The sequence below is a fragment of the Pseudomonas sp. W22_MBD1_FP4 genome, from assembly GCF_052113765.1.
Lineage (GTDB): Bacteria > Pseudomonadota > Gammaproteobacteria > Pseudomonadales > Pseudomonadaceae > Aquipseudomonas > Aquipseudomonas sivasensis.
This window is the reverse complement of record NZ_JBGQOI010000017.1, coordinates 78,270-92,167: the sequence shown is the minus strand read 5'-3', so window position 1 is coordinate 92,167 and position 13,898 is coordinate 78,270. Positions and strand designations below refer to the sequence as shown.

General features: G+C 61.3%; 12 protein-coding genes. 8 read left to right on the top strand and 4 right to left on the bottom strand.

What is annotated here, in order from left to right:
• The first annotated feature begins 52 nt into the window (after positions 1-52).
• The 7 genes from ACEN2T_RS21195 to ACEN2T_RS21165 all read left to right on the top strand — a co-directional run bounded on the left by ACEN2T_RS21195 (position 53) and on the right by ACEN2T_RS21165 (position 8,660).
• Positions 53-2,446 (top strand): TonB-dependent receptor plug domain-containing protein, encoded by a 2,394-nt coding sequence (locus ACEN2T_RS21195; protein WP_032887248.1) that lies wholly within the window; start codon positions 53-55, stop codon positions 2,444-2,446.
• Between the two features lie 16 nt (positions 2,447-2,462).
• Positions 2,463-3,428, top strand: coding sequence for an amino acid ABC transporter permease (locus ACEN2T_RS21190; RefSeq protein ID WP_032887249.1), 966 nt, complete (start codon positions 2,463-2,465; stop codon positions 3,426-3,428).
• Positions 3,421-4,194, top strand: coding sequence for an amino acid ABC transporter ATP-binding protein (locus ACEN2T_RS21185; RefSeq protein WP_032887251.1), 774 nt, complete (start codon positions 3,421-3,423; stop codon positions 4,192-4,194). The genes ACEN2T_RS21190 and ACEN2T_RS21185 overlap by 8 nt, the downstream gene beginning before the upstream one ends.
• 18 nt (positions 4,195-4,212) lie before the next feature.
• Positions 4,213-5,136 carry an ABC transporter substrate-binding protein gene (locus ACEN2T_RS21180; RefSeq protein ID WP_442117481.1) on the top strand — a complete coding sequence of 308 codons (924 nt, stop codon included), beginning with the start codon at positions 4,213-4,215 and terminating at the stop codon, positions 5,134-5,136.
• A 12-nt stretch (positions 5,137-5,148) separates the two neighbouring features.
• Positions 5,149-6,732 carry a flavin monoamine oxidase family protein gene (locus ACEN2T_RS21175; protein WP_260368154.1) on the top strand — a complete coding sequence of 528 codons (1,584 nt, stop codon included), beginning with the start codon at positions 5,149-5,151 and terminating at the stop codon, positions 6,730-6,732.
• A gap of 11 nt (positions 6,733-6,743) precedes the next feature.
• Positions 6,744-7,166 carry a RidA family protein gene (locus ACEN2T_RS21170; RefSeq protein ID WP_032887256.1) on the top strand — a complete coding sequence of 141 codons (423 nt, stop codon included), beginning with the start codon at positions 6,744-6,746 and terminating at the stop codon, positions 7,164-7,166.
• 159 nt (positions 7,167-7,325) lie between these two features.
• Positions 7,326-8,660 (top strand): LLM class flavin-dependent oxidoreductase, encoded by a 1,335-nt coding sequence (locus ACEN2T_RS21165; RefSeq protein WP_442117480.1) that lies wholly within the window; start codon positions 7,326-7,328, stop codon positions 8,658-8,660.
• A 3-nt stretch (positions 8,661-8,663) separates the two neighbouring features.
• Here the strand turns inward: ACEN2T_RS21165 and ACEN2T_RS21160 are convergent, their stop codons facing one another.
• Positions 8,664-9,170, bottom strand: a complete 507-nt coding sequence (locus ACEN2T_RS21160; RefSeq protein ID WP_099600907.1) for a hypothetical protein — start codon at positions 9,168-9,170, stop codon at positions 8,664-8,666.
• Entirely contained in the window at positions 9,167-10,081 is a 915-nt protein-coding gene (locus ACEN2T_RS21155; RefSeq protein ID WP_442117479.1) for an NAD synthetase, read from the bottom strand. Before ACEN2T_RS21155 ends, ACEN2T_RS21160 begins: the two co-directional genes overlap by 4 nt.
• Positions 10,082-10,265: 184 nt before the next feature.
• On the opposite strand from ACEN2T_RS21155, the gene ACEN2T_RS21150 reads away from it, so the two are divergent.
• Positions 10,266-10,754, top strand: coding sequence for an Hcp family type VI secretion system effector (locus ACEN2T_RS21150; RefSeq protein ID WP_442117478.1), 489 nt, complete (start codon positions 10,266-10,268; stop codon positions 10,752-10,754).
• Between the two features lie 205 nt (positions 10,755-10,959).
• On the opposite strand, the gene ACEN2T_RS21145 is transcribed toward ACEN2T_RS21150, so the two are convergent.
• Positions 10,960-12,291 (bottom strand): OprD family porin, encoded by a 1,332-nt coding sequence (locus ACEN2T_RS21145; RefSeq protein ID WP_442117477.1) that lies wholly within the window; start codon positions 12,289-12,291, stop codon positions 10,960-10,962.
• Between the two features lie 62 nt (positions 12,292-12,353).
• Positions 12,354-13,895, bottom strand: a complete 1,542-nt coding sequence (locus tag ACEN2T_RS21140; RefSeq protein ID WP_099600909.1) for an MFS transporter — start codon at positions 13,893-13,895, stop codon at positions 12,354-12,356.
• Positions 13,896-13,898: the final 3 nt, after the last annotated feature.

Here is a 13,898-nt window from a genome sequence, read left to right as displayed (position 1 = left end):
CGCATCGCCGCGTGACTGCCCGACTTCGCGATTTGGAAATACAGGCACGCCTATGAAGCAAACGTCAAAACCCACCGCCATCCTGGCCCTGGCAATTCTGGCCAACACCGCCCATGCCCAGGACGACAGCACCTTGTCCACCGTGGTGGTCACCGGCAACCGTGGTGCTGAGCAGCGCACGGTCACCAGCAGTCCGGTGCCGATCGATGTGGTCAGCGCCAAGCAACTGCAAAGCACCGGCAAGCCGGGTTTGATGGAGGCGTTGAGTGCGGTGATCCCATCGCTGACCCTGCCGGAAAAAACCGGTTGGGACGCCAGCGGCATTGCCCGCGCGCCGAACCTGCGGGGCATGAGCGCCGCCGAAGTGCTGGTGCTGGTCAATGGCAAGCGCCGCCACACCGCCGCCACGCTGAATATCAACGGCATCAACACCGGCGCCGCCCCGGCAGACCTGGACCTGATCCCCATCAGCGCCATCGACCATGTGGAAGTGTTGCGTGACGGCGCCGCTGCCCAGTACGGCTCCGATGCCATCGCCGGGGTCATCAACGTGATCCTCAAGGCCGACACCAGCGGCACTTCGGTGACCAATGCCGGCCTCGGCTATGACGGCAAAAAACAGACCGTGCAACAAAGCCTCAACAAAGGCTTTGAGATCGGCAACGGCGGCATCGTGCAACTGGCACTGGATGCCCGCAGCCAGAACGATGACAACAAGGCCAGCGCCAACGGCTACACCTACGCACAGGCCTATGAGCAAGCCGGCCGTTCCACTTATGGCGGCTACGGCACGCCGAAGACCAACTTGCTGACCCTGGGCTACAACGCCGAGTTGCCTATCGACGACGATTTCAGCCTGTATTCCTTCACCACCTATTCACGGCGCAAGGCCGAGCAGGGGCAGAATTTCCGCCTGCCGACCATCACCAACACCATCACCACCGGACCTAACGGTTACCCCGGTGGCTACACGCCGACCTGGTACATCGATGAGGACGATTTCCAGGCTGCATTCGGCGGCAAGGGCACCGTCGGCGAGTGGGACTGGGATTTGTCCACCACCTACGGGCGCAACGAAGCGGAGCAGGGCACCACCCATAACCAGAACCCGTCTTTGGGCGAGGCCACGCCGAACAGCTTCACCTCCGGCACTTGGATCAGCACCGAGCTGACCACCAACCTCGACTTCAAGCGCGGCTTCGATATCGGCCTGCAAAAGCCGCTCGACCTGAGTTACGGCTTCGAGCATCGGCGCGATACCTATGAGGTGCAGGCCGGTGATTACGAGTCTTATGCCAACGGCGGTTACTGCGTAGCCCCAGGCAATTGCGCATCAAGCGGGGCGCAGGTCACCAACGGCATTTCGCCGGATGAAGAAAGCAGCGCCTCGCGCAACAGCCTGGCCAGTTACGTCGATGTGGGCTTCAACCCGGTGCCGGACTGGTACGTGGGCACCGCGTTTCGCTACGAGCATTACAACCAGGGCGTGGGCGCCACCCGCAGCGGCAAGTTGACCACTCGCTACGATTTCACTCCACAGTTCGCCGTGCGCGCCACGGTGAGCAATGGCTTCCGCGCGCCGTCCCTGGCCAACAGCCTGTTCAGTGCGCGTTCCACCACCTATGGCGTGGTGGACGGCGTGTATCAGTCGATCAACTACGGGGTGCTGCCCACCGGTTCGGCGGCTGCCCAAGCCCTGGGCGCCCAGGATTTGAAACCCGAGCGCTCGACCAACTTCAGTCTCGGCTTCACCCTCACGCCCACCGACCGCCTGAGCTTCACCGCCGACGCCTACGTGATCAACCTGCGCGACCGCATCACCTTGACCGGCACCTTGCTGGGCCCGGAAATCACCCAGGTGCTGCAAGGCAACGGCATCACTTCCACCTCCGGCGGCCAGTACTTTATCAACGGGGCCGACACCCGCACCAAAGGCCTCGACCTGGTCGGCAACTACAGCCAGGACCTGGGCCAGTACGGCGCGCTGAAGTGGACCGCAGCGTTCAACTGGAACCAGACCAAAATCCTCAACTACAAGGAGTCCACCACAATCCTCGGCACGTCCTACGACCTGATGGACCGCCAGGCACGCAACCTGATCACCGGCGTACAGCCCAGCACCAAGCTGATCCTGGGCGGTGACTGGAGCATCGATCGCTTCAACCTCAACCTGGCCCTGACCCGCTACGGCTCCTACAAGGAGGTCAATGTGTCCGCCGACCGCAGCCTCGACCGGGTCTACGCGGCCAAATGGATCACCGATCTCGACCTTGGCTACAACCTCACCAAAGACCTCAACGTGGCGATCGGCGCCAAAAACCTGTTCGACGTCTACCCCAAGAAACAAGGCGTGCCCAGCAGCACCATGGTCAGCAGCTACGGCACCTATTCGCCCTACGGATTCACCGGCGGGTACTACTACACCCGCTTGACCTATGCCTTCTAAGGCCGAGGAATAAACCATGCCTATTGTCGCCAAACCCTATGACCTGATTGACCAGCCCCGCGAGGTTCGCCAGGTCCGTGTCTCCCCACCGATCAAAGCCCTGCAAGTGGTGCCTGCCCGGCACCCGTGGCGTTGGGCCGGGTCGATCTTCGCCGCTCTGGTGCTGCTCGCGATCGCCCATTCCCTCGCCACCAACCCGCGGTGGGAGTGGGGTGTGTTCGGCCAGTGGTTCTTCTCGCCGTCGGTGCTGCGCGGGCTCGGGCAAACGTTGTTGCTGACACTGTTGAGCACGGTGTTCAGCGTGATCCTCGGCACGGCGCTGGCCCTGGCGCGACTGTCCGGCTCGCCGCTTTTGGCGGCCCTGGCCTGGGGCTATATCTGGTTTTTCCGTTCGATGCCGGCGTTGCTGGTGCTGATCATCCTGTACAACTTTGCCTACCTGTATGACCACATTGTGCTCGGCGTGCCGTTCACCAGCGTGGTATTTGCCGAGTGGTCGACGGTGGACGTGCTCAGCCAGTTCACCACGGCGGTTCTCGGTTTGAGCCTGATGCAGGCGGCCTACGCGGCGGAGATCATTCGCGGCGGCCTGATCGGTGTGGACGCCGGTCAGCATGAAGCGGCAGCGGCGCTCGGTTTGCCTGCATCACGCCGCATCTTCCGGATCATCCTGCCCCAGGCATTGCGCTCGATCCTGCCGTCGGGCTTCAACGAGATCATCGGCCTGGTCAAGGGCACGTCCATCGTCTACGTGCTGGCCCTGCCGGAGCTGTTCTACACCGTGCAGGTCATCTACAACCGCACCCAGGCGGTGATCCCGCTGCTGATCGTCGCCACCGTGTGGTACCTGATCATCACCACCGTGCTGACCAGTGCTCAATATTACGTCGAGCGTCATTTCGCACGGGGAACGGCAAGGGTGCTACCGCCCACGCCGTTGCAGCGCATACGCGGTTGGCTCAAGGAGAAATCCCATGAGTGAAGCGCGTGCAGGACGTATCCAGATCCAGGGCGTGGGCAAGCGCTTTGGCAGCCAGCAGGTGCTCAAGGACATCGACCTGACCATCGACCCCGGCAAGGTCACGGTGATTCTCGGGCCGTCCGGCTCGGGCAAGTCCACCTTGCTGCGCACCATCAACCACCTGGAGAAAATCGACAGCGGGCACATCACCATCGACGGTGAATACGTCGGTTATCGGCGCAAAGGTGACCTGCTGTATGAACTCAAGGAGCGGGAGATTCTCAAGCGCCGTATCGACGTGGGCTTCGTGTTCCAGAACTTCAACCTGTTCCCGCACCTCACCGCTTGGGAAAACGTCGCCGAAGCGCCTTTGGCCCACAAGCGCTGGAGTAAGGCTGAGGCGCAGTCCAAGGCCGCAGAGCTGTTGGCCAAGGTCGGCCTGGCGGACAAGGTCGATGCTTATCCGCGCCAGCTTTCCGGCGGTCAGCAACAGCGCGTCGCCATCGCCCGTGCGCTGGCGCTGGACCCGAAGGTGCTGCTGTTCGACGAGCCCACATCGGCCCTCGACCCCGAGTTGGTGGGGGAAGTCCTCGACGTGATCAAGGGCCTGACCCAACTGGGCGTGACCTTGGTCATCGTCACCCATGAGATCGGCTTTGCCCGTGAAGTGGCCGACCACGTGGTGTTTCTCTGCGACGGCCAACTGATCGAAGAAGGGCCGCCTGAACAGATTTTCCGCCAACCCCGACATCCCCGCACCGTGGCCTTTCTCGGCAAAGTGCTTTAGTTAACGGAGTGACTGCCCATGTTTATCTCTACCGCTCGTATCGGCCTATTGGCGCTTGCCGTCAGCACCGCACAAAGCGCATTTGCTGTGCAACAGGTCGACCTCAGCCCCGACCGCGTGCGCGTTCATGTGCCGCGCAACGAGGCGGCCATCGCGCAGATCCCACCGGGTTTCAAGTTCGCCCAGCCGGGCAAGTTCACCGTGGCTGTGTCCGGCGTGGCCGGGCCGCCCCTGGCGCTGCTGGCCAGTGACGACAAAACCACCATCGGCAGCGAAGCCGACACCGCGCAACTGGTGGCCGACAGCCTTGGCCTGCAACTCAACGTGGTGCAGACCAGTTGGGAGGATTGGCCCCTGGGCGTCAGCTCGGGCAAGTACGACGCGGTGATCAGCAACGTCACCGTGACTGAGGCGCGCAAGAAGCGTTTCGACTTCGCCACCTATCGCCAGGACGTGCTCGGCTTCTACGTCAAGACCACCAGCAAGATCTCTGAGATCAAACAGGCTGCGGATATTGCTGGGCTGAAGATCATCGTCGGCTCCGGTACCAACCAGGAAAAAGTCCTGCTGGCTTGGAACGAAGCCAATGAAAAGGCCGGCCTCAAACTCGCGCTGTTGCAGTACTTCGACGACCAGGCCGCCGCGCAATTGGCGGTGCAGTCCGGGCGCAGCGATGCGCTGTTCGGGCCTAACTCGGTGTACGCCTATTCGGCGGCGATCACCGGGGGCATCAAGCGCGTCGGCACGGTGAACGGTGGCTGGCCGTTGCAGGCCGACATCGCTGTGACCACGCGCAAGGACAACGGCCTGGTCAAGCCTATCCACACCGCCCTGGAAGGCGCGATTGCCGGCGGCCAATACGAACAGGTGCTGCAACGTTGGGGCCTGGATGTGGAGCGCGTGGACAAGTCGCTGATCAACCCACCGGGCCTGCCGGATTAAGGAGCAATCGACATGGGACTGACACGACGTGAAGCGTTGTCGAGCATAGCGGCGGTAGGCGGCGAAAAAGCCGTCAAGGATGCACTGGCGGCATTAGGTTTGGGGCCTTCGTCGCACCGCCGTCCGCAACCGTTGAAACTCAAGGAAGGCTTGGGGCAAGGCACCCGCGTGCTGGTGTTGGGCGCCGGGATCGCCGGTCTGGTTACCGCCTTGGAGCTGACCCGCGCCGGGTTTGACGTGCAAGTGCTGGAGGCGCGTGAGCGGGTCGGGGGGCGCACCTGGACCCTGCGCCATGGCGACCGCGTGGACTACAAGGATGGCCGCACGCAAACGGCGGCATTCGATCAAGGGCATTACTTCAACGCCGGCCCGGCCCGGATTCCCAGCCAGCACCGCACGATCCTCGACTATTGCAGTGAGCTTGGCGTGCCGTTGGAAGTGCTGGTCAACAGCAGCCATGGCGCCCAGGTAAGGCCCGATGTGCAAAAGCCGGCGTTCAGCGTTGGCCAGGCGATCAATGATGCGCGGGGGCACTTGTCCGGCCTGCTGGCCAAAGCCGTGCAGCGTGATGCCCTTGATGATGTGCTGAGTACTGAGGAACGCACGCGGTTGCTGGCGTTTTTGCAGGTGTACGGCGACCTGTCCCAAGCGCTGGCCTTTGAGGGCACGATTCGCTCGGGGCACCTTGAGTCTCCTGCCCATCCGGGCGCGTTGCCGGCCAGTCGCAGCCCGTTGTCGCTGGATCAACTGCTGCACCCGGAACTGTGGGGCGCATTGCTGCACACCGAGTTTCCGGAGTTTTCGGCGACCATGTTCCAACCAGTCGGCGGCATGGACCGCATCACCGACGCGTTCTATCAACGGGTGAGTGATCACGTGCAGTTGGGGGCCGTGGTGCGTCAGATCCGCCAATTGGAGGACGGCGTGGCGGTGACCTATCACGACCAGCACAGTGGCCGCGAACAGGTGGTGCGTGCCGATTACCTGATCTCGACGTTGCCGCTGCCGTTGCTGGCCAAACTCGATACCGACTTCAGTGACCCGATCAAAGCCGCGCTGCTCAGCACCCGCAGCGACCAGGCGACCAAAGTGGCGTGGCAATCCCCGCGCTTCTGGGAAACCGACTACCGCACCTATGGCGGGCTGTCGTGGATCGAACACCCCGCGCGCCTGTTGTGGTACCCGAGCAACGACCTCAATACCCGCGAAGGCCTGCTCGTAGCCGGCTATGTAACCGGCGAGGGCGCCGATGCGTTTGGCGCAAAACCCTTCACCGAGCAATACGCCACGTCCAGGGAAGCGGTTGAGCTGCTGCACCCCGGTTTCTCCAAACACCTGCGTAACCCCCTGGCCGTGACCTGGGAGCAGATCCCCTACAGCGAGGGCCCGTGGTTGCAACGCGAACACTTCCCGGCTGACGCAAGCAGCCTGCTCGAAGCCGGCCATGGCCGTGTGTACTTCGCCGGCGACGGCCTGGTGCAAAGCGGCGTGGGTATCTGGCAGGAATCGGCGGCCAACTCGGCGCGGCATGTGATCGCGCAACTGGCCGAACGGGTAACCCAACAACGACAGGTCGCGGCACTCGCCGCCTCTTAAGGAGACACACCATGAGCGACAGCATTCAACGTACCAGCGTCGGCGATTTTCCGATCTCGCAGACCGTCACCGTGCCGGCGTCCGCCAGCCTGATCTTTGTCAGCGGGACCTTGCCGGACGCTGCCGATCCTCAGGTGCCGGGGGTCTATGGAAACACCGAAGTACAGACGGTTTCGGTATTCAACAAACTGCGCAAGGTTCTTCAGCAGCAGGACCTGGATCTGGGCGATATCGTGCAATTGCGGGTGTTTTTGGTGGGGGCTGAAGAGACCGACGGCAAGCTGGATTTTGCCGGGTTGCAGCGTGGGTATACGCAGTTCTTCGGTACGCCGGAGCAGCCGAACAAACCGGCACGGACGGCGTTGCAAGTCGTCGCGCTGCCATTGCCCGGAGCGTTGGTTGAAGTCGAAGCCATCGCTGCCCGCACAGCCTGATTCACGCGGTTAAACGTGTGGAAGGGGGCTTGGCCCTTGATGAGGGCGTGTCAGTTGATGCCTCTTTGACTGACCCGCAACCATCGGGGGCAAGCCCCCTCCCACAGTGTGATCTTTTTTTTGCCAGTCAGTCCTCATGTTCGTTATGGAGAAATCCCTATGTCCACCTCACCCCGGCAACTCAAATTCGGTGCCATCCTCACCGGCGTCGGCACTGCGCAAAACGAATGGCTGCACCCGCAAATCCCCGGCGATGCCAGTGTCGATATCGACTGGTACCGTGCCCAGGCGCAACAGGCAGAAGCGGCCAAATTCGATCTGGTCTTCATCGTCGACAGCCCCTACATCACCCCGGATTCCGCGCCGCATTTCCTCAACCGTCTGGAGCCACTGACCCTGCTTTCGGCCATCGCCGGTGCGACGTCGAAGATCGGCCTGGTGGCCACGCTGACCACGTCCTACACCGAGCCCTTCAACGTCGCCCGCCAGTTTGCCTCGCTGGACCTGATCAGCGGCGGCCGCGCCGGTTGGAACGTGGTCACCACCGGCCTGGAAGGCGCGGCCGGCAACTTTGGCCGTGAGCAGCATATTGATCACACCGAGCGCTACCGCCGCGCGGCCGAGCACCTGAGCGTGGTGCAGGGGCTGTGGGATTCCTATGAAGACGACGCCTTCGTGCGCGACAAGGCCAGCGGCGTATTCCTCGACCCGCAACGCCAGCATCGCCTCGACCACCACGGCGAATTTTTCTCAGTGACCGGCCCGTTGAACATCGCGCGTTCAGCCCAGGGCCAGCCGGTGATTTTCCAGGCGGGTATTTCCGAGTCCGGCCGCAGCCTGGCAGCGAATTACGCCGAAGGCATTTTTGCCGGCGTGGGCAATTTCGAAGACGCCCAGGCGTACTACAGCGACATCAAAAAACGGACTGCTGCCGCCGGACGTAACCCTGATCACGTGACCATCCTGCCGGGCATTTCGCCGATCATTGCCGACACCGACGAACAGGCCCAGGCCATCGACCGCGAGCGCAATGGCGAGTTGGACCTGGACAAAGCGCTGGTGCAACTGGGGCGGCCGTTCAACTACCACGACTTCAGCCAATACCCATTGGATGAACCCTTCCCGGAGCTGGGCGACCTGGGCAGCAACGGCTATCGTGGCCATGCCGAAAACATCAAGCAAGTCGCCCGTGATCAAGGCTTGACCCTGCGCCAGGCGGCGTTGCGTTTTGCCAAGCCGTTCTCCAGCTTTGTTGGCTCGCCCAAGACCGTGGCCGATGAGATCGAACGCTGGTTTGTCGAAGGTGCTGTGGATGGTTTCAACATCCACGTGGGCGCACCGGATGACTTCGCGCGGTTTACCGACCAAGTGCTGCCGTTGTTGCGTGAGCGTGGGTTGTTTCGCAGTGAATACAGCCACAGCACCTTGCGCGGGCATCTAGGGCTGCCGGTGCCGGTGAATCGGCACACGGCTGCGCGGAGCGAGGCGGCCTGAGGGTTACCACCATTTCCAGCGGCCCTGTTGTTTCAGGGTCGCGATGATGGCTTCGCGTTTGTGGCGTAGCTCTACCGACTTTTGCCGCAGTTCGCGGCAGCGGTTGCTGTTGAGGATCAGCAGGCCGACAAGTGGGCCGAGTAGGGCCAGTGCGTAGAGATACGTGTTGGGGCGCCACAGGATGGCGGGTAGGGATATCAGCAGGCAGAGGAGGTAGATCGCGACGTTTATCCATACCCAATGGATTCGGCCGTAGAGCACTTCGTATTTGGCCAGGGCGAAAACTGCGCCCAAGCCCGCGGCGCTGAAAAAGCATGTCTTGGCGACAAAATCCACGGGGTAAGTAGGCAAATACGTAAGCATCGCCAAGATCGTTGTCAACGCTATCGAGAAACACCCTGCCAATGCATCACCTCCAATCACGGGCATGAATCGTTTGAGGAGTTGCCAAGGATCCTCAATAAAGAGTGATGAGTAATATTGGTCTTTTATCTTCCGTTGTTGGCTCACTGGTTAACTTCCTCGTAGATGCCCAACGCCAGAGTTCTTACGTTTCCAGAGACTGTACTGCTGGTAAATCCGAGCAAGGCCGCAGCTATATCCATTTTGTGCGCGGCAGTTGCACGCTGCATTTGAATAGCGCTGATGCGTTTTGCCACATTGCCAGAGGCTTTTTCCAGCTTGAGCAACTTGGTCGTGAGTCTTGGATCTCGGATTTTAAGCAGCTCATTGTTCAATTTTGTCCGTTCTTGCCGTGTCAGGCCTCTAAGCACTTGCCTAGCTGTTTTTCCGGTTACTTTTGTAGTCGTTGTGACGACTTTCACGGTGACGAATGCCGAGCTGGCAACACCCATCAAAGCAATACCGTCCAACACTGCTGTTGCGGCCTCATACCACGTCTCGTTATCCAAGTAGTCATTAACTTCCGGAAAGGCTAACTCTGATGCTGTACGTAAAGCGCCACCGATGCATTGAACTGTACTTGCAACGGCAGCAGCTTTACCGATAAACGAAATTATCGAGCTAGCCCCAGCTGTAAAAGGCATCAGCGCAGCCCCACTCGCAATGACCATCCAACTCAACACTACTCCGGTGCACGCAATTGCCGTATTTATAGCTTCCACCGCCAACCTCGACTCCCGAGGCTCATGCTCCAACATCCGCTTAAACTCCACCGGCCCCACATACCTCGGCGCTTCCCGCAGCACCACTTTGATCGGCCGCACGCTGCAAATCGCCTGGAACTCCCGCAGTACCACCACGTTGAACTCCCCATCGATATACACCACCCCCGCACCAATCAACGCCGGGTCGGCGTCTATGGCGAAGAACAACCGCCGCAGGTCGAGGCTGCTTTCAATGCGTTGGCGTGTAGTACGGTGGGCTGAGGGGAATCCATCCTTGAACAGAGCGGCCGTCATTCCTTAACTCCTTTTTTTGGGAGCTGAGAGAGTAAATACGCCGCAACTGGGATGAATGTCGGAAGCTTCGCCATTTACAGTCGGGTACGTCCTGAAGCGACGTTGACGTCTTGTATGCCCGCTCCTGATTGAGGAAAAGTGCGCGCCACGTCACTTCCGGCGGACCACAGGACAAGGAGCCAACATGGCAGTCGACATGTTTTTGAAACTGGGCGACATCAAGGGTGAATCGCAAGACTTGGCCCATCGTGACGAGATCGATATCACCAACTGGGGGTGGGGATTATCGCAAACGGGCTCAATGCATTCCGGCACGGGAGGCGGTTCGGGCAAGGCCGACTTCACCAACCTGAACCTGGCCAAACCCCTGGATAAATCCAGCCCCAACCTGATGATGGCGTGCGCCACCGGCAAGCATTACCCCGAAGCCAAATTGGTGGTGCGCAAGGCCGGCGGAACCAGCCCGGTGGAGTATCTGGTGATTACCTTGAAGGAAGTCATGGTGGTGTCGTACAGCACCCGCGCTGACACGGCCGATGATGTTTTGTACGACAGCATCGCCTTGAACTTCGCCACCGTCGACGTCAGCTACCAGCCGCAGAAGGCGGATGGCGCCAAGGACGGTGGGCCGGTGAAGTTTGGCTGGAATATTCGGCAGAACGTCAAAGTCTGATCCTTTGCCGCCAACCCGGTTGTCTACCCGCTCGACGGCAATGCGACGATGGCAGCGTTGGGCACCAAACAGCTCAACCGCCTGTTCCTCAGCCCCATGCCGCTGCGCATCGAACACAATGTGCCCACCTTCGACTGCATGCCGCAGGTGGGCGAGGGCGCTCAGCATGACCCTCTGACCACGAGTCCAGCGGCGCCGCTTGTGCTTAGAGGATATTCAACGGGTAGCTGACAATCACCCGATGCTCATCACTGTCCCGTTGGGTCGTCACTTCAGTGCGCAACGACGCGTGGCGCAGGGCAATGCTCAGGTTCTTCAGCGGCCCCTGCTGGATCACGTAGCTCACCGTCAGGTTGCGCTCCCACTCGCTTTTATCCCCTGTGGGCGTGCGGATGTTCGAGCCGCTTTCGTACATGCCCATAAAGCTCAGGCCTGGCACGCCGACCGAGGCGAAGTCATAGCCGTAACGCACCTGCCAGGTGGTTTCCCCGGCGCGCTGGAATTTGCCGATCATCGACTCGGTCATGAAGTAGGCCGTGGAACCGTCACCCTGGTTCAACCACACCGCATCGCTGTCGCCGCTGACCTGTTGCAGGCCGGCGGCAATCGTGTGGCCGTTGACCAGGTAGGTGAATTGGGCGCTGCTCAGGCGGCTGTCGACCTTGCCCTTGGTCACGCCGTCGCCGTAGTAGCCGAAGGTGTAGAACGCCGGGTCGTTGCCGTTGGCGCCGTCGGAACGGTTGTCGAAGTGGCGCAGGTCGGTGCGCAGGGTGCCCGGGCCGATCTGCCAGTCGTACTTGAGGCCCAGGAAGTTCTGTTTGTAGAAGTCCTGCAGGTTGCCGTAGTAGTACTGCAAGGTCAGGTCTTTGGTCGGTTTGTAGTCGACGCCGCCGTAGTAGAACTTGTTGACGAACTCACCGGTACGCGCGTTGTTGGCGCCGGGAATCGACATGCCCATCTGGTCGCTTGAACCACGGCCCTTCACGTGTTCCAACTGGCCGAGGGTGAAGGTGAAATGCTCCAGGTCCTTGGACTGCACCTGCCCGCCATTGAAGGTCTGTTGCAACATGCGGTCGGTGGACATCACCACCGGCAGCATCGGCACCAGAGTGCCGTATTTCAGCTCGGTCTTGGCAAAGCGCGCCTTGGCCGTCAGCCCCAGGCTGCCGAACTCATCCACTGCGCGGCCATCGCTGTCGGTGGGGAACACGTTGCCGTTGAACGCGGTGCTTTGCGGGTTGTAGTGGCGCCCCTTTCCGGAGTCCAGACGCACACCGAACATGCCGATGGCGTCCATGCCGAAGCCCACGGTGCCTTGGGTGTAACCGGACTCGAAGTTGGCGATAAAACCCTGGCCCCATTCCTGGGTGTAGTTGGGGTCGGCGGCGCCGCTGCGGTTGTCGGCGTTGCTGAAGAAATTGCGGGCCAGCACATTTAGCTTGCTGTCTTCCACCAGGCCTGCGGCGTAGCCCTGCTGGGCGATGATCAGGCCACAGAGGCCGGCGAGTACGGTTGGTGCGCGATTGAAAAGCTCCATTGGTGTCATCCCCATGTGTGATTGGTTTTTTGAGGGCAGTCAAAAGCGGCAGTGAAAGTTTTCTATTTTTTTTCAGGAGCGGGAGCAACGGTGGCCGGCACGACGTGCAGTCGCACCGGCGGTAAGCGGTACAGGATGAACAGGGCGAGCACCCCAATCCCCGCGCACAGCAGCAGGCCCACGCCCACCGACTGGGCCAGCGCATCGCGGGCCAGCTCCAGCCATGGCGTGGCGTCGAGATTGGCGTGCAACAGCACTTGTGGGTCGGCATACAGGGCAATGCCCTCGGCGTGGCCCGCCGCAAGAAACACCCGTTGCAGATGGGTGCTGTAGAGCAGGTTGACCAGCACGCCCATGCCGGCAGTGCCGAGCAAACCGCCCACCAGACGCAGGGATTGAGTGAGCGCCGTGGCGATGCCGAGGAACTGCCGTTCGGCCAGGGTCTGGGTGAATACCGTGAGGTTGAGCAGGATGAATCCCAGGCCCAACCCGGCCAGTAGAATCAAGCCAAGCAACTCATTGAACGACGCGCTTCGTCCGACCACTGCCAACCCCAGGCACGCCAGCAACAACGCGACAAAACCGGCCAGCGGCAACCAGTTTGGGTTGCGCAAACGGGTCACGATGCGGCTGTTGACGATGGCGCCGAGGGTGATGCTCAACGCCAGCGGTGTGATCAACACACCGGCGTCCTGAGGCGAATACCCGTAGGCGCCTTGCAGTAAGAGCGGCAGGTAAAACAGCAGCGAAAACATGATCGCCCCGGCGGCCACCGACAGCGTGAACAGCAGTTGCAGGCTCGGCAGGGTGAACAGCGCGGCCGGCAACAACGCATGCGGGCAACGCCGCTCCCAGTGCCACAACGCAATGATCGCCGCGATGCACCCCAGACCTAACGCCGCGCTGAGTGCGAGGCTCGAATGCCCCAGCCATTCCACAAACAATTGCAGACTGCCCAACGCCAGCGCGATCAACAGTGCGCCGGGCCAATCCAGACGAATGCTGCTGTGTTGTTGCGGGCGATACCACGGCAGGAAACGCCAGGCAATCAACAGCGCCAGGCAGCCCAACGGTAGGTTGATATAGAACACCGAGCGCCAGCCGAAGGCGCCGGTGAGATAGCCCCCCAGCCCCGGGCCGATTGCATTGACCACGCTGAACAGCGCACTCAACAGCATCTGCCAACGCAGGCGCTGGCGGGTGTCGGGAAACAGTTCGGGGATACAGGCGAACGCGGTGCCGATCAACATGCCGCCGCCAATGCCCTGCAACGCACGGCCGATCACCAGCACCAGCATGTCGTTGGCCAGGGCGCAGGCCAGGGACGCCAGAGTGAAGATCAACGTGGCGGCCAGTACGAACGGCTTACGCCCGTAGTAATCCCCCAGCCGCCCGAAAATCGGGATGGTGACGATGGACGCCAACAGATAACCAGTGGCAACCCATGCATAGAGTTCAAAGCCGTTGAGCTCGGCCACGATGCTCGGCAACGCGTTGCCGATCACGGTCTGGTCCAGCGCCGAGAGCATCAGCACCAACGAGATGCCAATCATCGCCAGCAAGGCTTGCTTGAAACTCAGGGGAGGGTGGGCCGCCGCGGTCATCGT

Bases quoted from the DNA above. Each gene is read 5' to 3' on its own strand.
- ACEN2T_RS21165 (WP_442117480.1), top strand. From the start codon at position 7,326: ATGTCCACCTCACCCCGGCAACTCAAATTCGGTGCCATCCTCACCGGC.
- ACEN2T_RS21175 (WP_260368154.1), top strand. From the start codon at position 5,149: ATGGGACTGACACGACGTGAAGCGTTGTCGAGCATAGCGGCGGTAGGC.
- ACEN2T_RS21150 (WP_442117478.1), top strand. From the start codon at position 10,266: ATGGCAGTCGACATGTTTTTGAAACTGGGCGACATCAAGGGTGAATCG.
- ACEN2T_RS21170 (WP_032887256.1), top strand. From the start codon at position 6,744: ATGAGCGACAGCATTCAACGTACCAGCGTCGGCGATTTTCCGATCTCG.
- ACEN2T_RS21190 (WP_032887249.1), top strand. From the start codon at position 2,463: ATGCCTATTGTCGCCAAACCCTATGACCTGATTGACCAGCCCCGCGAG.
- ACEN2T_RS21155 (WP_442117479.1), bottom strand. From the start codon at position 10,081: ATGACGGCCGCTCTGTTCAAGGATGGATTCCCCTCAGCCCACCGTACT.
- ACEN2T_RS21145 (WP_442117477.1), bottom strand. From the start codon at position 12,291: ATGGAGCTTTTCAATCGCGCACCAACCGTACTCGCCGGCCTCTGTGGC.
- ACEN2T_RS21185 (WP_032887251.1), top strand. From the start codon at position 3,421: ATGAGTGAAGCGCGTGCAGGACGTATCCAGATCCAGGGCGTGGGCAAG.
- ACEN2T_RS21195 (WP_032887248.1), top strand. From the start codon at position 53: ATGAAGCAAACGTCAAAACCCACCGCCATCCTGGCCCTGGCAATTCTG.
- ACEN2T_RS21180 (WP_442117481.1), top strand. From the start codon at position 4,213: ATGTTTATCTCTACCGCTCGTATCGGCCTATTGGCGCTTGCCGTCAGC.
- ACEN2T_RS21140 (WP_099600909.1), bottom strand. From the start codon at position 13,895: ATGACCGCGGCGGCCCACCCTCCCCTGAGTTTCAAGCAAGCCTTGCTG.